At 32.8% G+C, this 22,389-nt stretch carries 21 protein-coding genes and 1 pseudogene; 9 read left to right on the plus strand and 13 right to left on the minus strand.

The window, feature by feature from the left end; all coding sequences use genetic code 11:
- Positions 1-3 precede the first annotated feature (3 nt).
- The 9 genes and pseudogenes from BDW31_RS08135 to fakB1 form a co-directional block, all read right to left on the minus strand.
- Entirely contained in the window at positions 4-645 is a 642-nt protein-coding gene (locus BDW31_RS08135; protein WP_037548811.1) for a YfbR-like 5'-deoxynucleotidase, read from the minus strand.
- Positions 646-852: 207 nt separating this feature from the next.
- Positions 853-1,680 (minus strand): annotated as a pseudogene (locus tag BDW31_RS08140) (oxidoreductase).
- A gap of 387 nt (positions 1,681-2,067) precedes the next feature.
- A complete protein-coding gene (locus BDW31_RS08145; protein WP_176743853.1) occupies positions 2,068-2,925 on the minus strand; it encodes a COG3942 and LysM peptidoglycan-binding domain-containing protein in 858 nt (285 codons plus the stop codon).
- 259 nt (positions 2,926-3,184) lie between these two features.
- Positions 3,185-4,301 (minus strand): peptide chain release factor 2 gene (gene prfB / locus BDW31_RS08150; RefSeq protein ID WP_110709505.1). Its coding sequence is split into 2 segments (ribosomal slippage): positions 3,185-4,228 and positions 4,230-4,301, totalling 1,116 coding nucleotides; the frame shifts between segments, so codons are not numbered across the junction.
- A gap of 103 nt (positions 4,302-4,404) precedes the next feature.
- Positions 4,405-6,942 carry a preprotein translocase subunit SecA gene (gene secA, locus BDW31_RS08155; RefSeq protein ID WP_110709507.1) on the minus strand — a complete coding sequence of 846 codons (2,538 nt, stop codon included), beginning with the start codon at positions 6,940-6,942 and terminating at the stop codon, positions 4,405-4,407.
- A 433-nt stretch (positions 6,943-7,375) separates the two neighbouring features.
- Entirely contained in the window at positions 7,376-7,954 is a 579-nt protein-coding gene (gene hpf / locus BDW31_RS08160) for a ribosome hibernation-promoting factor, HPF/YfiA family (protein WP_037548740.1), read from the minus strand.
- Between the two features lie 61 nt (positions 7,955-8,015).
- Complete coding sequence (locus BDW31_RS08165) at positions 8,016-8,690, minus strand: ComF family protein (protein ID WP_037548715.1); 675 nt, start codon at positions 8,688-8,690, stop codon at positions 8,016-8,018.
- Complete coding sequence (locus BDW31_RS08170) at positions 8,683-9,870, minus strand: DEAD/DEAH box helicase family protein (protein WP_306432109.1); 1,188 nt, start codon at positions 9,868-9,870, stop codon at positions 8,683-8,685. Before BDW31_RS08170 ends, BDW31_RS08165 begins: the two co-directional genes overlap by 8 nt.
- A gap of 214 nt (positions 9,871-10,084) precedes the next feature.
- Positions 10,085-10,951: a fatty acid kinase binding subunit FakB1 gene (gene fakB1 / locus BDW31_RS08175; protein ID WP_110709509.1), complete on the minus strand. Its 867-nt coding sequence runs from the start codon at positions 10,949-10,951 to the stop codon at positions 10,085-10,087.
- A 143-nt stretch (positions 10,952-11,094) separates the two neighbouring features.
- Between fakB1 and BDW31_RS08180 the strand changes: the two genes are divergently transcribed.
- A complete protein-coding gene (locus tag BDW31_RS08180) occupies positions 11,095-11,736 on the plus strand; it encodes a YigZ family protein (RefSeq protein WP_037548661.1) in 642 nt (213 codons plus the stop codon).
- A 60-nt stretch (positions 11,737-11,796) separates the two neighbouring features.
- On the opposite strand, the gene BDW31_RS08185 is transcribed toward BDW31_RS08180, so the two are convergent.
- Positions 11,797-12,882 (minus strand): glycosyltransferase family 4 protein, encoded by a 1,086-nt coding sequence (locus BDW31_RS08185; protein ID WP_037548644.1) that lies wholly within the window; start codon positions 12,880-12,882, stop codon positions 11,797-11,799.
- A gap of 363 nt (positions 12,883-13,245) precedes the next feature.
- Between BDW31_RS08185 and gdpS the strand changes: the two genes are divergently transcribed.
- The 4 genes from gdpS (at position 13,246) to pepT (ending at position 17,056) form a co-directional block, all read left to right on the plus strand.
- Entirely contained in the window at positions 13,246-14,316 is a 1,071-nt protein-coding gene (gene gdpS / locus BDW31_RS08190; RefSeq protein WP_053024242.1) for a GGDEF domain-containing protein GdpS, read from the plus strand.
- 223 nt (positions 14,317-14,539) lie between these two features.
- On the plus strand, positions 14,540-15,301 hold the full coding sequence (locus BDW31_RS08195) for a threonine/serine exporter family protein (protein WP_053024241.1): 762 nt from the start codon (positions 14,540-14,542) through the stop codon (positions 15,299-15,301).
- A gap of 16 nt (positions 15,302-15,317) precedes the next feature.
- The gene (locus tag BDW31_RS08200) at positions 15,318-15,812 is read left to right on the plus strand and encodes a threonine/serine exporter family protein (RefSeq protein ID WP_110709511.1); all 495 of its coding nucleotides are present in this window, start codon (positions 15,318-15,320) and stop codon (positions 15,810-15,812) included.
- Between the two features lie 14 nt (positions 15,813-15,826).
- Positions 15,827-17,056, plus strand: a complete 1,230-nt coding sequence (gene pepT / locus BDW31_RS08205; RefSeq protein ID WP_110709513.1) for a peptidase T — start codon at positions 15,827-15,829, stop codon at positions 17,054-17,056.
- 75 nt (positions 17,057-17,131) lie between these two features.
- Here the strand turns inward: pepT and BDW31_RS08210 are convergent, their stop codons facing one another.
- From BDW31_RS08210 to BDW31_RS08220, 3 genes are all read right to left on the minus strand, one after another.
- Positions 17,132-18,253, minus strand: coding sequence for a glycerate kinase (locus BDW31_RS08210; RefSeq protein ID WP_053024238.1), 1,122 nt, complete (start codon positions 18,251-18,253; stop codon positions 17,132-17,134).
- A 310-nt stretch (positions 18,254-18,563) separates the two neighbouring features.
- On the minus strand, positions 18,564-18,884 hold the full coding sequence (ytxJ, locus tag BDW31_RS08215) for a bacillithiol system redox-active protein YtxJ (RefSeq protein WP_011276412.1): 321 nt from the start codon (positions 18,882-18,884) through the stop codon (positions 18,564-18,566).
- 132 nt (positions 18,885-19,016) lie between these two features.
- Positions 19,017-19,892, minus strand: a complete 876-nt coding sequence (locus BDW31_RS08220) for an EMYY motif lipoprotein (RefSeq protein WP_110709515.1) — start codon at positions 19,890-19,892, stop codon at positions 19,017-19,019.
- Positions 19,893-20,001: 109 nt separating this feature from the next.
- On the opposite strand from BDW31_RS08220, the gene BDW31_RS08225 reads away from it, so the two are divergent.
- The 4 genes from BDW31_RS08225 to BDW31_RS08240 all read left to right on the plus strand — a co-directional run.
- Positions 20,002-20,517, plus strand: a complete 516-nt coding sequence (locus BDW31_RS08225) for a GrpB family protein (protein WP_037549157.1) — start codon at positions 20,002-20,004, stop codon at positions 20,515-20,517.
- Positions 20,518-20,606: 89 nt separating this feature from the next.
- Complete coding sequence (murB, locus tag BDW31_RS08230) at positions 20,607-21,530, plus strand: UDP-N-acetylmuramate dehydrogenase (RefSeq protein WP_037548545.1); 924 nt, start codon at positions 20,607-20,609, stop codon at positions 21,528-21,530.
- Between the two features lie 32 nt (positions 21,531-21,562).
- Positions 21,563-21,877 (plus strand): CHY zinc finger protein, encoded by a 315-nt coding sequence (locus BDW31_RS08235; RefSeq protein WP_053024334.1) that lies wholly within the window; start codon positions 21,563-21,565, stop codon positions 21,875-21,877.
- A 188-nt stretch (positions 21,878-22,065) separates the two neighbouring features.
- A partial coding sequence (locus tag BDW31_RS08240; protein WP_181414822.1) for a transposase family protein occupies positions 22,066-22,389 on the plus strand: 324 nt, incomplete at its 3' end.

Raw genomic sequence — 22,389 nt, forward strand, 5'->3', positions numbered from 1 at the left:
ATCTCACCCATTTATTCGATTTAAAATCGCCATTGTAGTTTCTCGCAATTCTGCTCGAGGAATGAAGTTTTCAGTTAGCATTTCTGGTATGACATTTTCTATGAAATCTTGAACAGAACTTAAGTGATCAAATTGCATGATTGTTTCCAAGCTGTGTTCATAAATTTCAAAGAATAAGTCCTCGGGATTACGTTTCTGTATTTCGCCGAACGTTTCATACAATAAATCAATTTTGTCGGCTACAGATAAAATTTGACCCTCTAACGAATCATCTTTCCCCTCTTGTAGTCGTTCTCGATAAATATCTTTATAAGGTTCAGGTATTTCTTCATTAATAAACGTGTCCACCATATCTTGTTCAACTTGAGAAAACAACATTTTCAATTCCGTTTTAGCATACTTCACTGGTGTTTTAATGTCACCAGTAAATACTTCGGCAAAATCATGATTCAGTGCTTTTTCATATAAACTTTTCCAATCAATAGTATTACCATGATGTTCTTCTACAGTCGCTAAATATTGTGCAATCTTGGTAACTTTAAAAGAGTGAGCAGCAACATTATGTTCAAAATATTTAAATTTACCTGGTAAGCGAATTAATTTCTCTAAATCAGAAAGTCTCTTAAAGTATTGATGAACACCCATTTTACCTTACCTCCATACTCTGTTAAATAAAGATTATACTTACATTTATTATATCAATCAACATTTCTATGAGAAGTGTCAATTCTTTATACATTGTAAAATGTTTAAAAAGTATAAAAAATAAGACCCTCAGCATAGTTTCACGCTTAAATGAACTATCGAGGTGTCTTATGTATACAATTTGTCGAATGATTATATTACGATTCGTTAAATTGAATTTGAAGCTTTCATCATTTTATCAAATACCTTGGTTGGCAATATAGCATGTAAAAATTCAAAGGATTTAGCTGCAAATCCTGTTAGACAACGTGGTTTAGGTTTATTACTATCTATTGCTTTTGCAATCGCTTTTGTTACTACCATTGGATTTGAAAGCATATTAGAATGATATTGCTTTTTCATACTTTGAGTCACTTTCATCGCAGTAGCTTCATAGGCACCGCCTTTTGCAGAATCAGCTAGTTTATCAGCAGCGATGATCCCCCAATCTGTTTTAATCCCACCTGGTTCAATAATAGATACTTCTATCCCGAATTCCTCTACTTCCATTCGTAAAGCATCGCTAAAGGCTTCTAATGCATATTTCGTAGCATGATACCAAGCGCCAAAATAAGTTGTAAGTCGTCCACCCATAGATGAAATATTAATGATATGTCCTGATTTTTGTGCTCTCATATGTGGTAAAACTAGCAGTGTAATACGTGCTAAACTAAATATATTTACATCAAATTACTGTTTCGCTTATTCAATTGTGACATCTTCGATTGCACCATATGAACCATAACCGTCATTATTAACGAGTACATCAATTCTTCCTTCGTTTTCGATAATAGTATCGATTGCCGTTTTGATTGAATCTTCATTTGTTAAATCTAATTTTAATGGGTTCACCTGTTTTATGTTTTCAAGACTTTCTATCCACCGACTAGCGCCATAAACTATATTTCCCTGTACTGCTAAATATTCTGCTGTTTTATAACCAATACCACTTGTTGCTCCTGTAATTAAAATGACTTTTCCCATAAACGGTTCCATCTTTATATTCTATTTTGAAAACACGATTATACGTAAAAAGCACAAATCTATTATTAAAAATTCGCTTACATTGAGCTTACTTCAATACATAACAATTATTTCATTTTTCTTTTATTAACCAATATATACTAGTTACACAGGAATGTATTGTGATAAGTATTTTAATTAAAGATTAGATTGTTTTCCTAAAATGTACAGAAAGCGGTTCCTAACCATTTATATAAAATACCCCCCCTTGCTCTAACTATGCCGCGCTAATTCGTTTAATCTTCCTATAAATTTCTATAAAACGGCATTTTTCAAAAAAAGAGCTCAATAACTATGCTAAATTGCATAGCCATTGAACTCTGACATCTGAATATATTAAAAATAATGTCTATAAACTTGTTAGTGAATAAAATTATAGCTCGAAGTGTTTGTAATTGTTCTATTTGTAACATGGTTATAATGACCATTCCAGTTCATTTCTGAAACATATACTGATCCATCTTGATTAACATGTTCCACGACACCTACATGACCATAATAACCAGCAGTTGTTTGGAAAATAGCACCTACTTCTGGGCGATTATCTACTGTTAATCCGGCATTTTTTGCTGAGTATGCCCAGTTATTAGCATTACCCCAATAACTACCAATTGAGCGTCCTAATTGTTGTCGTCGATCAAATGCATAGTATGTACAATTTCCGAAACTATAACGGTTACCTTGATTGGCAGTTGTAACATGTTGATACGATACTGGTGTATTCACTGATGAGTGGTATGAATCGTGCGTAGCAGTTGTAGGTGCACTTGTAGGTACAATATTGTAACCAGTCACATTTGTTGTGCTAGCACTTAGCGATTGAGGTACCACATCTCTTTGATTAAATACTGTGGTTTCTGCATAAGTTTGTGCATAATTGATCTCTTTATTTTCTAATTTTGCTGCACCTTTTTCACTTACTGCAATTAAGTCACCTGGATGAATTAATGCAGTTACACCTGGGTTAAAGTTATATAATTGTTCAAGTGATAAGTGATGTGATAACGCAATTTGGTATAATGTATCACCAGCTTTAACTTTAACGATATCTTTATTTGTTAATCCTAGATTTGTTTCTTGCTCCGCTTGACTATTGTAAGTATTTGATTGTTGTGAAGTTGTATGTGTTGAATTTGTATATTCTTGTGCATTAGCTAAACCACTTAAACCTGCTAAAGCTGCAATAGAAGTCAATGTTACTGTAAGAGTCTTATTAATCATGTTGTCATTCCTTTGTTGTTTTATATTATTATTCTTTTATACTGTAGCACAACATATTTTGTAGAAGTTCAATGTTATCGGCTTGTAATATAAAGGTTAAAAAGGGCTTAAATAACATATGAAATTGTATACTCTAGTAATAAATAACATTACATTTTACATTTACTTAGCTATTATTTAGATTCTCAAAAAATAAAGAGTAAGACAATGAATTCAAAACGAACTCTATCTCACTCCTATTTTCAATTCTATTACATTAATTGTCACTTTGATTCATTGTATATCTTAAATACGATTCAATAAATGGTCCAATCTCCCCATCCATGACTGCATCAACTTTACCAGTCTCTTCATTTGTTCGATGATCTTTTACCATAGAATAAGGATGGAAAACATATGAACGAATTTGGCTTCCCCAACCAATTTCTTTTTGTTCACCACGTATTTCAGCCATTTCACGTTCTTGCTCTTCTAATTTTAATTGGTATAATTTAGCTTTTAACATTTTCATCGCTGCTTCACGGTTTTTAATTTGTGAACGTTCATTTTGGTTATTGACTACGATGCCTGTTGGATGGTGTGTAATTCGAATTGCAGATTCTGTTTTATTTATATGCTGACCTCCAGCACCTGATGCTCTAAATGTATCTACTGTAATATCGTCAGGATTAATTTCTATTTCAATTTCATCATTATTAAATTCCGGAATGACATCACATGAGGCAAATGACGTGTGACGGCGCCCAGATGAATCAAATGGAGAAATTCTAACTAGTCTATGAACACCTTTTTCGGCTTTTAAATAACCATACGCATTATGCCCTTTAATTAACAATGTGACACTTTTGACGCCCGCTTCATCACCTGGTAAATAATCAACAGTTTCAACTTTAAACCCTTGTTGTTCACCATAACGTTGGTACATACGTAGTAACATACTAGCCCAGTCTTGTGATTCAGTACCACCAGCACCCGGATGTAATTCTAAAATTGCATTATTCGCATCATGTGGACCATCTAATAATAATTGCAATTCAAACTGATCAACTTTCTCTTTGAAGTCAAGAACATTTTGTTCTAAATCACTCTTTACATCATCATCTAACTCTTCTTGTAATAATTCCCAAGTTGCCGTCATATCCTCAACTTCTTCTTCTAATTCATGATAACCATTTACAACTGATTTTAATGCATTATTTTTATCAATAACATCTTGTGCTTTATTTTGATCATCCCAAAAGTCAGGTTCAGTCATCATTTCTTCATATTCTTGAATATTTGTCTCTTTATTTTCAAAGTCAAAGAGACCCCCTAATTTGTGCTAAGTTGTTACGATATTCATCTATATTTCGCTTAATTTCAGATAATTCCATATTTATCTCTCCTATTCTTACCTAATTCATATTTGATAGGATATGTAAAAAGTAGGAGCGTGAATTCTTTTTCACAACTCCCACTTATTATTAAACATAAAACCTATTCTTCTTTTCCATGACAATTTTTATATTTCTTGCCACTACCACATGGACATGGGTCATTACGACCAACTTTGTCGCCTTTAACAATAGGTTGCTTTTTAGCTTTTTCTTTGCCATCTTCAGCAGAGACATGTTGAGCTGTTCCAAAGTCAGTTGTTTTCTCTCTTTCTATATCTTCATCAACTTGAATTACAGATTTAAGGATGAATTTAGATGTATCTTCCTCAATATTTTGCATCATCATATCAAATAACTCATGACCTTCATTTTGATAATCACGAAGTGGATTTTGTTGTGCATATGAACGTAAATGGATACCTTGACGTAATTGATCCATAGTATCAATATGATCTGTCCAGTGAGTATCTATAGAGCGTAGTAATATCATACGCTCAAATTCAGCCATTTGGTCACCAATTTTGGCTTTTTGGCTTTCATATACTTTTTCAATTTTAGACCAAACTACTTCGAAGATGTCTTCAGAATCTTTACCGTTAATTTCTTCTTCTTTAAGATCGCCTTCTTGTAAAAAGACATCATTAACGTAATTAATAAACGGAGCGTAGTCAGGATTGTCATCTTCTTCACTTATATGATAGGTCACACCACGTTGTAATGTAGAACGTAACATTGCATTAACTAATTGTGAACTATCCTCTGAATCGATAATATTGTTTCTTTCATTGTAGATAATTTCACGTTGCTTACGTAACACTTCATCGTATTCAAGTATACGTTTACGTGCATCAAAGTTGTTACCTTCAACACGTTTTTGAGCAGATTCAACAGCGCGGGATACCATTTTTGATTCAATAGGAGTCGAATCATCCATGCCTAAACGGTTCATCATTTTTTGAAGTCTTTCAGAACCGAAACGAACCATTAATTCATCTTGAAGTGATAAATAGAAACGACTATCCCCTCTATCACCTTGACGACCAGAACGACCACGTAATTGGTCATCTATACGTCTAGATTCATGTCGTTCAGTACCAATAACTGCTAAACCGCCAATTTCTTCTACACCTACACCTAGTTTAATATCAGTACCACGACCAGCCATGTTTGTCGCTATTGTCACAGCACCTTTTTGTCCTGCATTTGCAACAATTTCCGCTTCACGTTCGTGGTTTTTAGCGTTTAATACATCGTGTCTAATACCACGTTTTTTAAGTAAATTAGAGATATATTCACTTGTTTCAACCGCAACAGTACCTAAAAGAACGGGTTGACCTTGTTTATGTTTTTCGACTACGTCTTCAACGACTGCATCAAATTTACCTTTTTGACTAATGTAAATTAAATCAGATTTATCATCACGTTGAACAGGTTTATTCGTAGGAATTTGTGTAACCGTCATATTATAAATATTACGGAATTCTTCTTCCTCTGTTTTTGCAGTACCAGTCATACCAGCTAATTTATTATACATACGGAAATAGTTTTGGAAAGTAATGGATGCCATTGTTTTCGATTCATTTTGAATTTTAACTCCCTCTTTAGCTTCTATCGCTTGGTGAAGCCCTTCAGAGAAACGACGACCAGGCATTGTACGTCCAGTAAATTGGTCAACAATGAGTACTTCTCCATCAACAACCATGTAGTCCACGTCACGTTGTAATGTTACGTGTGCTTTTAATGCTGTATTAATGTGACTAATAACTTCCACATTCTGTACATCATATAAATTTTCAATTTTAAACATACGTTCAGCTTTGTCTGCACCTTGTTCAGTTAAATGCACTGCTTTTGTCTTTTCATCATATTTATAATCATCTTCAGCTTTTAACATTTTGGCGAACACATTTGCTTGTGTATATAATGACGTAGATTTTTCTGCTTCCCCAGAGATAATTAAAGGCGTTCTAGCTTCATCAATTAAAATAGAGTCTACCTCATCGATGATTGCAAAATGTAATGGTCTCATTACACGCTCTTCGGCATAGTTCACCATATTATCTCTTAAATAATCAAATCCTAATTCATTATTCGTACTATAAGTAATATCTTGAGCATAGGCTTCACGTTTTTCATTCGTTGATTTACTATTTAAATTTAATCCTACAGTTAGGCCTAAGAATTCATATAACTCTGCCATTTCTTCACTTTGAACACTAGATAAGTATTCGTTAACTGTGATTACGTGCACACCACGACCTGCAAGCGCATTTAAATACGTAGGCATCGTCGCTGTTAAAGTTTTACCTTCACCGGTTCTCATTTCAGCGATATCACCTTTATGAATGGCGATACCACCCATTACTTGCACTTTATAAGGTGTCATATTAAAGACACGTTTTGACCCTTCTCTTACTAAAGCATATGCTTGAGGTAAGATTTTATCTAGATAGTCATTTTGTTTTTTTACATCTTCAATTTCTTGTACTTCTTGTTGAAATTGCTTCGTCTTATTTTTAATTTCTTCATCAGTTAAGATAGCCATATCTTCCTCTAATGAAAGTACTTCATCGGCTATTTTACTTAGACGTTTAGTTTCTTTTTTATTGCTGTCAACAATTTTTGATAAAAATCCCATTACGTCCGCTCCTTTAGCTTAAAAACTGTTTGGCTTACAACAGTTTATCATATCATTTATACTTTAGAATTTATACTTAAATACTCATATAAGTGCGACGCTTAATTGTGCGCAACTTAAATAACTTATTTCCTTTTTCCCCTAATTTGAATCGCTAAGCCTAATTTATTATTTAAATATCCAATTACCTCATTACATTAGCACAGCATGATATTAGCGTCCACGAATTACTATAATATTAGTTACAAAAAAGAGTGGAACAGAATTCATTTTGAATTCATCGTCCCACCCTTATAAGGATAACTATAACTGAGTGTATTTTATTATTATTATTACCTTCTCAGCTTAGTTATATCTGCAAATTGTCATTGTGAACTTAACACCATAAATATATTTCAAAATTGATTTAAATTAATAACTTACTATTAATCAATTATTCAGTCGTTTCAATTAATCCATATTTACCGTCTTTACGTTTATAAACAATACTTGTACCATCTGTTTCACGATCAGTGAAGATATAGAAATCATGTCCTAATAATTCCATTTGTAATACTGCTTCTTCAGAATCCATTGGTTTTAAGCTAAATTGTTTAGAACGAATAATCTCAATTTCACTATCATTTGTTGGTTCAGCATTAATGTCATCAACATTTTCTGGCGGTGCTTCTTGTACTTCAGCTACAAACGCTTCTGGTTCTCCATGCGTTTTATGTTTACGATTAACACGTGTTTTATATTTACGTACTTGACGTTCTAATTTGCTAGTAACTAAATCAATACCTGCATATAAATCATCATGTCTTTCTTCTGCTCTTAATGTAACATTCTTCAATGGAATTGTTACTTCGATTTTAGTTGTAGAATTTTGATACGTTTTTACTTTTACGTGTGCGACTGCATTAGGCACATCGTTAAAATAACGTTCAAGTTTACCAATTTTGTCCTCAATATAGTTGCGGATGGCATCTGTAATAGTGAGGTTATCTCCATGAATTTCAAATCTAATCATAGCTATCTCTCCTTTAACCTCTTATGTTGGTAATTCTTACTATTATAATACCACGTTTAACCTATCTTGAAAACGTAAACACTTTGAATTTTCTGACATTTTTATCGTATAATTTACACCCTGCATGATGAATTGTTAATCCTGTTGTATAAATATCATCAACGAGCAATATTTCTTTATCGGTTAAATCCACATCTTCTTTAATATAAAAAGGATTCATAGCTCTTGCTCTCTCTACTTTCCCAAGTTTTGACTGTTTGGGACGCAATTCAGTTGCCAAAAGGTTCGAATATTGAACCCCCATTTTTTCTAATACTGTTGCGACTGGGTTAAATGTTCTTTGAGTGTCTCGTTCAATTGGAGATGGAATAGGTACAATCAGATCACAAGATGTTTTTGGTAAGTTGAGTTGTGAGGCTATAACCTCAGCTAAATAATAATCTTTCATTAGTTTGTATTGCTGTATCATTTCTTTCATAATACCGGAATATTCGTAGTCACAATAAAGCTGTTCCATTAGTTTAAAATTTTTAGCTAAAAATTGACAATCCAAGCAGTCATTTTCTTTATTATCCCGATAATTTAAGCACTTAGGACAACGTTGGTCATTCTTAATTAATTTCACACTATCCCACATTTCTAGACATGATGAACACATACGTTGAGGTACTTGATAAAAGTTAAAAACATTAAGCGATTCATATATTGGCAATCCGCATTGTATACATTTAACCAATTACCCACCCACTTTCTATACCTAATCGATTCATTTTTTTAATTTCTCTTTTAGCTTGTATCATAGCTATACTTACACCTTCATGCATAAATATCACTTTTCCTGTAGGTGCTTCTTGTTTACGACCAACCCGCCCCGCAATTTGAATAAGTGCAGCCTTTTCAAAAGTATGTGCGTTGATGACAATGACATCTAATTGTGCCATTGTGAAACCTCTTTCTAGAATTGTTGTCGTAAAAACGATAGCATGTTCACCGTTTCGTAGTGCTTGAACTTTGCTAAATCGTAGTGCATCTTTGCTTGAAACATAGATTAAATCTGAAAAGTGGTAACAATAATGTTGGTACGTCTCTACCATCAATTCAATATTGTTAAAGAATACTAGTGTGTATCGTTTTTCGTTAATTTGATTCATTAAAATTCTTTTCAATTTAAGTTGTATATGCTTAACGTTTAATTTGAAATATGTGAAATTGGGGACTGGTAGTGGATGTTTATGGAAACGTGCAGGTAAGGTAATGATTTGCTCAGAAGACAAACGGTTCAACAGCTCTTTCGGAGGTGTTGCCGTCATAAATATGTGGCTATGCTTTTGTTTTGATGATAATCGAATCGCCTCCATAAGCCGAGGATCCATTGATAAAGGAAAGGCATCAACTTCGTCGATAAATATAACATCAAAGTGAGATTTAAATCTAAACAATTGATGAACGGTTGCAACAATGAAGTGACCATTATATTGTTGTTGGCTATTTTGGTGTAATACATCTATGTCTTCTGAATTGAATGCTTCTTTAATGCGCAAACTAATTTCTACTACAACATCTACTCTTGGGGATACTATGGCTACATTAAACCCAAGTTGGCGTGCTACCCGTATACCTTCATACATCATTTCAGTCTTACCCGCACCAGTAACCGCATATAATAATAATGGTTGAAGCGTTTTAATTGCTTGTACAATGGCCTCTGAAGCATATTGTTGTTGTTCTGATAATTGAAAGGGTAAGTCGTAATATCCATCAGAAATAGAATTCTCACTTTGCGTAATCCTAAATTCTGTAATATTGTCCATGCGCCCCAATTGTATACAATACCTACAATAAATAATACGTTCTTCTGAAAAAGGTGTTTCATATTCATACATATAACGTTGTCTATATTGCCACATTGAAGACATTGATAACCATCATCTGTAGCGATAATACCTGGTGTAACTTGAGTAACTGTCTCATCACTTAACGTCACATCTGGACTAACTAACTTTCCGTAGAATTTTATTACGAATCACTCCTTATAAAATAAAAAAGCCTAAAAGATGTTAAAAAAAGTATTGAAACACTATGTGATAAACAATACTTTCTTAAACGCTTTTAGACTTAAATTATAAACAATTAATTAATTTCGATTTTTCTTGGGAAATATCCTAAACCTAATCCGCCTGAACCAAGGTGAGATGCAATAACTGGTCCAAATTCTGAATACTGGATATTGATGTTTGGATATGTCTCTTTTAAATGGTTATAAAAGTCTTTACCTTCATCAATTTTATCACCATTGATTACAAAAACGGTCACTTCATCAATGTCTTTAATAATTTCAAAGATATTCTTTTCTAATGTATTAAGTGCACGTTTTTTAGTACGTATTTTTTCAAAAGGATGAATTTTGCCATCTTTTTCGAAACGAAGTACAGGTTTCATTTTTAATAATGTTCCAACCCATGCTTGAGCACCAGTTATACGTCCACTTTTTTGTAAATTCTTAAGATCATCAACAATTAAGTAAGCGCCAGCTTGTTCTCGGATTTCTTGTAATTCTTCAATAATTACTTCTGGTGTAAATCCTTTGTCAATGAGTTCTTTAGCATAGATTGTATAACTTCCTTCAATCATCGCTGCCAATTTACTATCAAACGTATGAACATTGACACCTTCTACCATTTCTCCAGCTTGTGTAGCTGATTGATAGCTGCCACTTATACCACTTGATAAAGCAATCACAATAATATCAGTGTAGCCTTTATCTCTTAACTTCTCATAATTCTCAATCCATTCCCCAATAGCCGGTTGACTTGTTGTTGGGAATGTTTTAGATGAGGCCATTTTATTATAAAAACGTTCAATTGGTACGTTATCATTCTCAGTAAACGTTTCTCCATCATCAAATGTAACACTTAATGGTGCAATAGGTATCTCATATTGGTCCATAAAGTCTTGTGGTAGATACCCAGTTGAATCTGCCATTAATGCGATTTTCATAGTAGTCCTCCTCAATTATACTCAAAGCTATTATAAATTATTTTTATTGAAAAAGAAATTCATAATCAGATATTTATTCATTTAAAATGAAGCGTGTATAATAAAGGTCAAATATTCTTTTTATATATTGGAGGTGAACATCTTTGAGCAATCATATTATTACGATTAAACAGGAACATTCGATTGAAAATGTCATTAACAAATCTAGATTCATCGCACACATCAAACCTGTTTCATCAGAGGATGAAGCTAAAGCATTCATAAACGAAATTAAGCAACAACATAAAGAGGCTACGCATAACTGTTCAGCTTATACAGTTGGTGATCAAATGAATATTCAGAAAGCCAATGATGATGGTGAACCAAGTGGCACTGCGGGTGTCCCTATGCTTGATATATTAAAAAAATTAGATGTACATAATGTTTGTGTCGTTGTTACTCGATACTTTGGGGGTATTAAACTTGGTGGTGGCGGACTTATACGGGCATATAGTGGTGCTGTTAGAGACATCATTTATGATGTAGGACGTGTAGAACTACGTGATGCTATTCCTACTACCGTGACTATCAATTATGATTTAACTGGAAAGTTAGAATATGAATTGGCCTCTACAACGTACTTACTAAGAGATACCACTTATACCGATAAGGTTAGTTATCAAATTGATGTCGTACAAACTGAATATGATGACTTTATTGCATTTTTAAATAAGAACACAGCTGGTAATTTCGAATTGCATGAAGCAGACGTAAAGAAATTACCATTTGATATACCCACTAATTAATAAAAAACCTTGTTTGTATAACACTACCTAATCATTTAAGTAGTTATTACAAACAAGGCTTTATTTTTTATCATGTTGATCTACACCATTATCACCGTGATGTTGTTCATTCTTTTTTGTTATTAAATTAAGTATCGGACGGTAACTATCATCAATCAAACCTGTAAATTCAACAATCAATTCAATTGTGATAACAATTAAAATGAACATTATGAGTACACCTAAAGGTTGAGATAAGTATAAAATGATACTTGATAAACTAAATAAAATCGCTATTGAATAAATTAATAATACTGTTTGTCTATGGCTATATCCTAAAGCTAAAAGTTTATGATGCAAATGCGACTTATCTGCTTGCATAATATGCTGACCATTTCGCATTCTTCGAATCATTGCAAATAACGTATCAATAAATGGTACAGCTAAAATCACAATTGGGAAAAACAATGAAATAAATGTGATGTTCTTAAAGCCAAGTAAGGATAGAAAACCAATGATAAATCCTATCAGTAGTGCACCACTATCCCCTAAAAAGATCTTAGCTGGGTGAAAGTTGAAACATAGAAATCCTAATAATGATCCTATTAGTACACTACAAATCATAATAATAAATACATTAGCCTGTAAAATCGCAATAAAAGCAATTGTAATAAGACCAATTGCAGATACTCCAGAAGCCAGTCCGTCTAAACCATCAATTAAATTGATAGCATTAGTTATCGCCACAATCCAAATAATGGTAATCGGTATACTTAATATTCCAAAATGAATTGTCGGGCCCATAGGAAACGAAATAAAATCTATTGTAATTCCATAAAATGCTACAATTGAAGCTGCGACAATTTGACCAATTAACTTTAAAATAGGCTTTAAATCATAAATATCATCAATTAATCCTACTAAATACATAACTATAGCCCCCATAACTAAGGGCTTAACTTCTCTTTCAATCGGATGTCCAAGCCAGATTCCTATTAAGAAAGAAAGTAGTATAACAGTACCACCCAATACTGAAACTGGTTTTGTATGTACTTTTCTAAAATTTGGCCTATCTACTAAATCAAATTTAATAGAGACCTTTATAATCATAGGTGTTAATATTAAACTGATTACCAATGTTACAGCAATAAGTAGTAAAGTATACATCAGTTCACCTTCAATAAATCTCTTTTAATTTTACACATTTGCAAGTTATCTATTCATTCTATTTAAACAATTTTCGAATCAATTTTGTATTGGACTATAGTTGTAATTTACTAACCATTCTTTAAATAGTTCATTAAACTTCAACTATTTTACCCTATTTCTTCAAATTAATCTTTATTTTTAATTAATTGTAAATTTTTTGTAAAGATAATCAATTTATATCATATCATTTCAATATTCATTTGAATATAAAAGTTCAAATATTCTATCTATTTTATTTATGTTATCTGATACAACTTAATGACAAATGGTAAGTTTTCACTTACAATAACTAATGGTTAAATTAAAGGAGTCGATTCCAATATGATTGAATCTATCATTTATAATGTTGCAGTTATGGTAGCTGGCATTTATTTATTTCATCGATTACAATATTCCGAAAATAAAATAATGGTCTTTTCAAAAGGCTATGTCACTGTATTAATGACGATTGTTGCATTGCTACTTGCAGCTTATCCAATTCCATTCCATCAAGAGTATTTAGTTCATTTAACATTTGTCCCATTGTTATTTTTAGGACGCTTTACTAATATGGGCTATACACTTGTATCGGCAGTTATCGTTGCTTTAGTAGAAGTGTTCGCATTCGGAAACTCACTTCTTTATGGTGTAGTACTTATAGTAATAGGTATCATTGTAAGTATGGTTGGACCTTTTTTAAAACAAAATGACATTGTAGCTTTAGTCGTTTTAAATTTGATTAGTGTTATTATTTTACTTATTTTATCTATCTTTAGTCCGCTATATGATCTTACTGAAATCGCATTTTTAGTCCCAATTTCATTCGTTTTAACCATCGCTTCTGCAATTACATTTGTTGATATGTGGCACTTCTTTTCATTAGTCACACGCTATGAGAATGAAGATAAGTTTGACTATCTTACTGGACTAGGTAATGTAAAAGAATTTGATAGACATTTAAATCATGTATCTCAGATTGCTGAGGATAAAAATGAAAGTCTTGCCTTATTATTAATTGATATAGATGGTTTTAAAGATGTAAATGATACGTATTCACATAAATCTGGAGATGCTGTGCTCAAACAAATGTCACAGTTATTAAAGAATTATGTACCAAAGCAGTTTCAAATTTTTCGTAATGGTGGCGAAGAATTTTCAGTTGTGATTCGTAATTACTCATTGGATCAAAGCGTTAAATTAGCTGAAAATATTCGAACAGGTGTTGAAAAGTCTTCATTCCACTTACCAAATAAGGAAGTCATAAAATTATCTGTCTCTATTGGTGTAGGTTACCTATCGCAAGATGACCATAAATCACAACGAAAAGTCTTCAAAGATGCCGATGATATGGTTCACGTTGCTAAGAATGAAGGTCGTAATCAAGTGATGTTTAATCCAATCATTAAATTATAGAAACGTAAAAAAAGTCAACATATTGATTAACCAAATTATTAAGATATCTGGTTATCTAAATATGTTGACTTTTTATATGTAATTATACTTAATTTCATGTTAGCAACGGCCTAGATGTGGTATGAATACTAAACGTACTATTGCAAGTTGTATGTGCAAGTTGTACACTTCAAATTGTCTATTGAAATAAATTCAACTATCTAATGTTACGGAGGTGCCGTTTATGTCAGATTCAATCACTATTATCGATGAAAATAAAGTGATTGATGTAGTTTTAATAGCTGGTAGAATTCTTCTAGAAGCTGGTGCGGAAACTTATCGTGTTGAAGATACGATGAATCGTATAGCTCATAGTTATGGTTTACATGATACATATAGCTTTGTAACATCAACAGCCATTATCTTTTCACTCAATGATCGAACAAATACACGACTTATTAGAATCCGTGAACGTACTACAGATTTAGAAAAAATCGCACTCACTAATAGTTTATCTAGAAAAATTTCCAGAAATGAATTAACCATTGATGAAGCAAAATCTGAATTAATTCATTTGCGCCGAGCATCATTGCAATATTCATTTTTACTAAACTTTTTTGCTGCTGCAATTGCCTGCGGATTCTTTTTATTCATGTTTGGCGGTGTAGCATCTGACTGCTGGATTGCTGTTATAGCTGGTGGAGCTGCTTTTCTAACTTTTAGTTTAGTACAGCGTTTTATTAAAATTAAATTCTTCTCAGAATTCGTTGCTTCCGCTGTCGTCATCACGATTGCAGCCACATTTACCAAACTTGGTATTGCCACGAATCAAAATATCATTACCATTTCAAGTGTAATGCCACTTGTACCTGGTATATTAATCTGTAATGCAATTCGAGATTTAATGGCTGGTGAATTATTAGCTGGAATGTCTAGAGGCGTGGAAGCTGCATTAACTTCATTCGCCATCGGTGCTGGTGTAGCCATCGTTTTACTAATTATTTAAGAAAGGCTGTTTATAAATGTTATTTTATTTATTCCATTTTACTATTAGTTTCATTTCTACAGTACTCTTCTCAATTATTTTTAATGCACCGAAGCGACTACTCGCAGCATGTGGTTTTGTAGGTGCTGTAGCATGGACAATTTATCAATTCACTGTAGATATGGATTTAGGAAAAGTAGGTGCCTCATTTATAGGAAGTTTAATACTCGGGATACTTAGCCATGTTATGAGTCGTCGTTATAAGCACCCTGTTATCATTTTTATAGTGCCCGGAATTATTCCACTTGTTCCAGGTGGAACTGCATATGAAGCAACACGTTATCTAGTCTCAAATGATTATACGCAAGCAGTGAATACTTTCTTAGAAGTTACACTTATTTCTGGTTCAATCGCATTCGGCATTTTAGTAGCAGAAATCCTCTACTATATTTACACACGTATAAAGCAGTATTATGATAAAATTAAAGGTAAAACATATAGAAAATCTTATAATATGAATAATAGAGTCTAAGGGGATGTTTTGCTATGAAAGCACAGCTTATAGATAGATTATCACGTTACGTAAAAATCGATACACAATCTAATCCGGAATCTTCAACTACACCTTCAACTGAGAAGCAATGGGATTTATTGCGTTTATTACAACAAGAACTTGAAGGTTTTGGCTTAGAAACGGATCTCGACGACAATGGATATTTATTTGCGACGTTAGAAAGCAATGTATCTTTCGACGTCCCTACCGTTGGATTCCTGGCACATGTTGATACATCACCAGATTTTAATGCCAGCAACGTGAATCCGCAAATTGTAGAACAATATGATGGTAAAACAATTAAATTAGGTGATACTGGTCGAGTATTGAGTCAAGAAACTTTTCCAGAATTAAAAAAACTTGTAGGTCATACGCTAATGATTACTGACGGCACATCACTGTTAGGTGCAGATGATAAAGCTGGAGTTGTCGAAATCATGGAAGCAGTAAAATGTTTAATAGAACACCCAGAAATCAAGCATGGTCGAATCCGTATCGCATTCACGCCAGACGAAGAAATTGGACGAGGTCCTCATAAATTCGATGTGGAACGTTTCAATGCAGATTTCGCTTATACAATGGACGGCAGTGAATTTGGAGAATTACAATTTGAAAGTTTTAATGCCGCTGAGGCTAAGATAACTACACATGGTGTGAATGTCCATCCAGGATCTGCTAAAGACATCATGATCAATGCTATCTCATTAGGCCATCAATTTCATAGTCTACTACCCGCTGGCGAAGTTCCTGAACGTACGGAAGGCTATGAGGGATTTTATCATTTGATGAAATTCGAAGGTAATGTTGAGAAAGCAACGTTACAATATATCATTCGTGATCATGATAGAGAATCATTCGAATTACGTAAGAAAAAATTATTAGAAATTCGTGACGATATTAATGTCCATTATGAAGATTTCCCAGTGAAAGTAGATATAGAAGATCAATATTATAATATGGCTGAAAAGATTGAACCACATCCATATATTATTGATATTCCTAAAAAAGTGTTCAATGATTTAAGTATAGAACCAAACACTGCACCTATTCGTGGTGGAACAGATGGTTCACAATTATCATTTAAAGGCTTACCAACTCCTAACATATTTACAGGTTGCGGTAATTTCCATGGACCTTTTGAATATGCATCTATCGATGTAATGGAGAAAGCAGTGCAAGTCATCATTGGTATTGCTCAAGAAGTCACACATCACCATAAATAAACATAATGAATAAGGCAAACCACAATTACCATGCTTATATAGGTAATTGCGGTTTGCCTTTTGTTAGTTATTCATTTATGCATTATTTAATGTCGTTTTTAATAATCTAAGTGCTTGAACAGTAAAGTGTCGAATTTGTATGCCCATTTTAAAGTCTGTGTATCTTTCTGGCATCTCAACGAAAGTATTAAACATTGCTGTAACATGGTACTGATCAAAGACATCAAATTTGTCATCAGTCGCACAAATAGCAATAGCAGGTTTACTATGTTTTTGCGCTAATTCTGCAATCGTTAAAGTCGTTGTTTCAAGTAAGTGATCCTCTTCTTTAACACCTTCACCAAAGATGATTAAATCCGCCTGAGAAACTAAATCATCTAAATGTGTTATTTGGTTAACCAATTCATGACTTGTTAATATTTCAGCATCGTACAATCCATTTAATAATGCTGCAATACCACCACCAGCGCCACCTCTTTCGATAGGGCCCATAGCAATTTTCATTTCATTTTTAACAAGCTCACTGAAGTACCAAATTAAATTATCTATTTCTGCCGCTTTTTCTCGTGTCATTTGATGTGTTTCATAAGTCTTCATAATTTCACTATGCTTACCATATAATTTACTAGAAAAATCAGACATCAATTTAATATGTGCATCTTTGAAATTTTGAGGTATTGCAGAAAAATCTATTCGACGAATAAATTTAATCACTTGAGCACCTTTACGTGCATCTAGAAGTTCTCCTTCATCATTATAGAATTGAGCACCTAAAGCTTGCATCATCCCAATACCACCATCGAAACTATCGATGCCACCAAGTGAAATAACAATGTTATCGGCTCCATTATTCAGTGCATCTATAATTACTTCTCCTAGACCGTAACTTGAACGTTGTTCAACCGGTTTTTGTCCTTTTACAAATAAATTCCCCTCAATTATAGTTAATCCTTGTTCAGTTTGACCATAAACTGTTTCGACTTCCTTCATATCCGCATCATGCACATTTACTCTATATTTCGTACCTGATTGCCATAAGAACACCGAATCCATTAGTTCATGACGCCCATTAAATAATGGCACTTGTACAATATCAGCATCTTCAATTTGACTGGCTACCGCTTCTTCAACGAAGCGATTCGCTTGATAACTTGAGATTATACCGTTAAATTCATCCATTGCTACTAATATTTTCATCTGTTAATCACCTCATGCCATTTTCTTTATTTATATATTGATTTAGATGTTATACATTCGACTTCACTTTCACATTATACATGGGTTGTCTCTACTTTTCATAATAATAGCTGTTGCAAATAGATAAATAAAAACAGGAGTGACACGGAATTCATCTAGAATTCATTGCCCACTCCTGCATGGATGACTAGAGCTGAGAAGCCATTGTGTGGCCAGTCTCTCAGATCTGTCAGCTACTGCACTTTATAATGCAGTCTAAACTATTATTTTTAACCTAAACGCGTTTACTATTTTTAATTGTTGATAGTTATTATTCTTCAGCTTGAGCTAATGAAGATACATTAATATCACTGTGACTAGCATTCCAAGTTGCTTCACCATCAATAAAATAGAATGCTTGTGGCGATTCATGTTTCACATTTGTCTTTTCAGCGATATAGTCAGAAAGTTTTCTTTCTTCTTGAACGACTAAGTAATAGCCATCCATATCTCTTTCATATAAAAATTTATTAAATTGATCGTATGCATCTGCTGAGATTGGACAAGTATCACTATGTTTTAATACAAATACATATTTATTATCTTTAAGTACTTGCTCAAACTGGTCAATCGAACTCAGCTTTATAGCCATTCTATTCACCTCTAAAATTATTTATGCCCATGTTGCTCTTTATAATCTTTATAAACTACTCAATGGGTCCAATTATACACATTTCAAAGTCCATTGTTAACCAAAAATTTTAATTTTATCAACTATGTCTATCTATTGCTTTTTTAACTTTTTCAAATCTTCGTAAAAGCCACTATTATCCTTACTTAATTCTTTACCCGTTTTCGGTAACTTTTCTACATCAATTTTAGAAAGTTTTTTCTCTATTTCAATGGTAGTTTCTCGCGTGTCATAGTAATTCAGTAAATTATAATACATTTCAATCGCATTTTTGCGAGCACTGTTGACTTTTGGATCAGTAATATTGGTTTGGTTTAATTCTGTAATTTGCTTCTCAATTAACGGTTTAATATGTTCGTCAATTGCTTTCTTAGAATTAGTATCATCACTTTCTAAGTATTTTTTTGCAGCTTCTTTAAGATTTTGATTGTTACTTTCAATTTTAGATGTTAACTGATTGGCATCTTCTTGATTAGTTGACTTTTTAATTTGCGTTTCTACTTGTGAGCGATTACTTTCAAATAACTTTGTATAATCCAAGATATCTTCATTCGCCTTAATTGACTTATTACATAAATCTACAAAGGTTTTAATATCATATATAGATTGTTTTTCCTGTTTTACATTTTCTAAGTACTTGTTCTTTAAGTCTTTAACATCTTGATGTTCAGCTGGTAATTGTTTAGCTGACTTTTCATATTTTTTAAATTGAGGAATTAAGTGTTTGTTAATATCTTTCTGTAGTGCTTCAAACTCTCTTTTATTCTTATCAGTGGTGTCCGTCTTGCTCAATTGATCCAATTGTTTCAAGTGAATCTTGTCCATTACAGTTTTTAGATCTTTCTTCTCATCTTCAACCTTATTAAGTTGTGTTTGAAAATCCTTTAAGTCCGCGCTACTTTGATTGCCACACGATGAGAGCAATATGCCACATATCAACATTATAGAAAGTATTGCTAATTTCTTCATAAATGCACTCCTATCAACACGTATTATACCTAAAGCTATTTATATTGAAAATGATTTGTGTTATAGTATTTCAGAATTTGTCAAAACTTATAATTTAAAGGAGATACGAATGTACTCAACCGTTCAACCTTTTATTCATGGCGACACTCAATCTGAATATGACACATTATATCAAACAACCAAAACATCATTATTCAACTTACTAGATTCTCCTGTAAAGTTCACGCAACATATTGGAGGCACAAGTCATTTTAATTATGCAACTGAGCCCATTTTAGATGTTTTAGTTGGTGTAAATAATTTACATGATATCACAGCTCTAGATGAGAAACGATTAAATTATTTAGGCTTTTATCGTCTCCATCACCCCTATAAGAAGAAAGTTATGATGGCTAAATTCAATAATATGATTGATTTGAGACAAACCATTCGCCTACACATTATTCAAATGGACACACCCTTATTCGAACAGTATATTGAAGTAGACAAAGTACTTGCAACACAATCAGATATAGCACGTCACTTTTCAGAAAAAAAGACTTCTATTATCCAACATGTTAATTATATAAGACCATACGAAAATCAAAAACAGAAATACTTTGAAGATATATTTCAAAAGTTGTAAAACTCTGAATTCTGTTGTCGTTTTCGCAAATCATCTATAAAATTGCTATAATAAAGATTAGATTATAGAAGAGAAGAAAGGATGTACTTATGTTAAAGCAAGAAGACATCTTACAAGATTTAAAATCCTTAATACCTGAAGATATTATTAAAGTAAATGAACCTTTAAAACGATATACATACACCGAGACAGGTGGAAATGCAGACTTTTATTTATCTCCCACTAAAAATGAGGATGTACAAGCTATTGTAAGATACGCTAAAGAAAAAGATGTCCCGGTCACATACCTCGGAAATGGGTCAAACATTATTATTCGTGAAGGCGGCATTCGTGGTATTGTTATTAGCTTATTATCATTAAAGCATATTAATGTTTCTGATGATGCTATTATTGCTGGAAGCGGTGCTGCAATTATAGATGTTTCACGTGCTGCTAGAGATCATGTGTTAACAGGTTTAGAATTTGCTTGTGGCATTCCAGGTTCTGTCGGAGGAGCTGTTTACATGAATGCTGGCGCATATGGTGGTGAAATCAAAGATTGTATCGACTACGCGCTTTGTGTTAATGAAGAAGGTGATTTAATTCAATTTACTAATAAAGAATTAGAATTAGATTACAGAAATAGTATTGTACAAAAGCAACATTTAGTTGTACTTGAAGCTGCTTTTACACTTGAACCAGGAAAATTAGACGAAATTCAAGCGAAGATGGATGACTTAACTGAACGTCGTGAGTCTAAACAACCACTAGAATACCCATCATGTGGTAGTGTGTTCCAAAGACCACCCGGTCATTTTGCAGGAAAATTAATACAAGATTCAGATTTACAAGGTTATCGCGTTGGTGGCGTAGAAGTTTCTAAAAAACATGCAGGATTCATGGTTAATGTAGATAATGGAACAGCTACTGATTATGAAGATTTAATTCATCACGTACAAAAAGTAGTGAAAGAAAAATTCGATGTCGAACTTCATCGTGAAGTTCGTATTATTGGAGAGCATCCTGAAGAATAGCAACTATATATGTTGATGGGAGACGATGAATGATGCCAAAGGTTTATGGCTCACTTGTAGACAATGAAACACGATGCACACATTACCATACTTTTTTAGATGTTATAGCAATAAAATTCAAATGCTGCAATAAATATTATCCGTGTTATCAATGTCACGAAGAACACGAAACACACCCTATCAAAAGATGGTCAGAACAAGAATTTGATCAAAAAGCAATTATGTGTGGTGTATGTAAACATGAAATGTCTATTCAAGATTATATGATGACAGAGCTATGTCCTAAATGCCAAGCACATTTTAATAGTCGTTGTAAATTCCACTATCATTTATATTTTGAATTATAATAAAGGCTTAGTAACGATTGAAAGATTGTTACTAAGCCTTTATACTTTACGTTTTTATGGCTCTATAATAAATTGGACTGATGACTAAAAATCATCAGTCCAATTTTTATGTTTGAATACAAAAATGGCACAATTACCTCTATAATTATTAGCTACCAAACAAAATAAAAAAGAAAGGTAATGCGCCTATGTGTAAGTCTATATTAAATACATTAAGAATTAAAGATAAAAATCTAAATTTTTCAGATGAAGTGATTGAGAAAAAACATAAAGGACGAATGAGCTTATTTTACTATGCCGAGCTCACTTATCAACCTATACATTGTGAAAATTGTTCAACTAAAAATGAAAATTTCTCAATAGTAAAAAATGGTAAGAAAACCTCAACGATTACTTTACTTAAAATTATGGAAATGCCCGCTTATTTAGAACTTCAAAAACAAAGATTTTATTGTAAATCATGTGACAGTCATTTTACTGCTAAATCTAATATTGTCGACGCTCATTGTTTT

Source organism: Staphylococcus sp. AtHG25 (assembly GCF_003217445.1).
GTDB classification, from domain to species: Bacteria; Bacillota; Bacilli; order Staphylococcales; family Staphylococcaceae; genus Staphylococcus; species Staphylococcus haemolyticus.

What these genes read in the sequence shown, in the direction of transcription:
- BDW31_RS08135 (WP_037548811.1), bottom strand. Translation starts at nt 645, where the DNA reads ATGGGTGTTCATCAATACTTTAAGAGACTTTCTGATTTAGAGAAATTA.
- secA (WP_110709507.1), bottom strand. Translation starts at nt 6,942, where the DNA reads ATGGGATTTTTATCAAAAATTGTTGACAGCAATAAAAAAGAAACTAAA.
- hpf (WP_037548740.1), bottom strand. Translation starts at nt 7,954, where the DNA reads ATGATTAGATTTGAAATTCATGGAGATAACCTCACTATTACAGATGCC.
- BDW31_RS08170 (WP_306432109.1), bottom strand. Translation starts at nt 9,870, where the DNA reads ATGTCTTCAATGTGGCAATATAGACAACGTTATATGTATGAATATGAA.
- fakB1 (WP_110709509.1), bottom strand. Translation starts at nt 10,951, where the DNA reads ATGAAAATCGCATTAATGGCAGATTCAACTGGGTATCTACCACAAGAC.
- BDW31_RS08185 (WP_037548644.1), bottom strand. Translation starts at nt 12,882, where the DNA reads ATGTATACTTTACTACTTATTGCTGTAACATTGGTAATCAGTTTAATA.
- gdpS (WP_053024242.1), top strand. Translation starts at nt 13,246, where the DNA reads ATGATTGAATCTATCATTTATAATGTTGCAGTTATGGTAGCTGGCATT.
- BDW31_RS08195 (WP_053024241.1), top strand. Translation starts at nt 14,540, where the DNA reads ATGTCAGATTCAATCACTATTATCGATGAAAATAAAGTGATTGATGTA.
- BDW31_RS08200 (WP_110709511.1), top strand. Translation starts at nt 15,318, where the DNA reads ATGTTATTTTATTTATTCCATTTTACTATTAGTTTCATTTCTACAGTA.
- pepT (WP_110709513.1), top strand. Translation starts at nt 15,827, where the DNA reads ATGAAAGCACAGCTTATAGATAGATTATCACGTTACGTAAAAATCGAT.
- BDW31_RS08210 (WP_053024238.1), bottom strand. Translation starts at nt 18,253, where the DNA reads ATGAAAATATTAGTAGCAATGGATGAATTTAACGGTATAATCTCAAGT.
- ytxJ (WP_011276412.1), bottom strand. Translation starts at nt 18,884, where the DNA reads ATGGCTATAAAGCTGAGTTCGATTGACCAGTTTGAGCAAGTACTTAAA.
- BDW31_RS08220 (WP_110709515.1), bottom strand. Translation starts at nt 19,892, where the DNA reads ATGAAGAAATTAGCAATACTTTCTATAATGTTGATATGTGGCATATTG.
- BDW31_RS08225 (WP_037549157.1), top strand. Translation starts at nt 20,002, where the DNA reads ATGTACTCAACCGTTCAACCTTTTATTCATGGCGACACTCAATCTGAA.
- murB (WP_037548545.1), top strand. Translation starts at nt 20,607, where the DNA reads ATGTTAAAGCAAGAAGACATCTTACAAGATTTAAAATCCTTAATACCT.
- BDW31_RS08235 (WP_053024334.1), top strand. Translation starts at nt 21,563, where the DNA reads ATGCCAAAGGTTTATGGCTCACTTGTAGACAATGAAACACGATGCACA.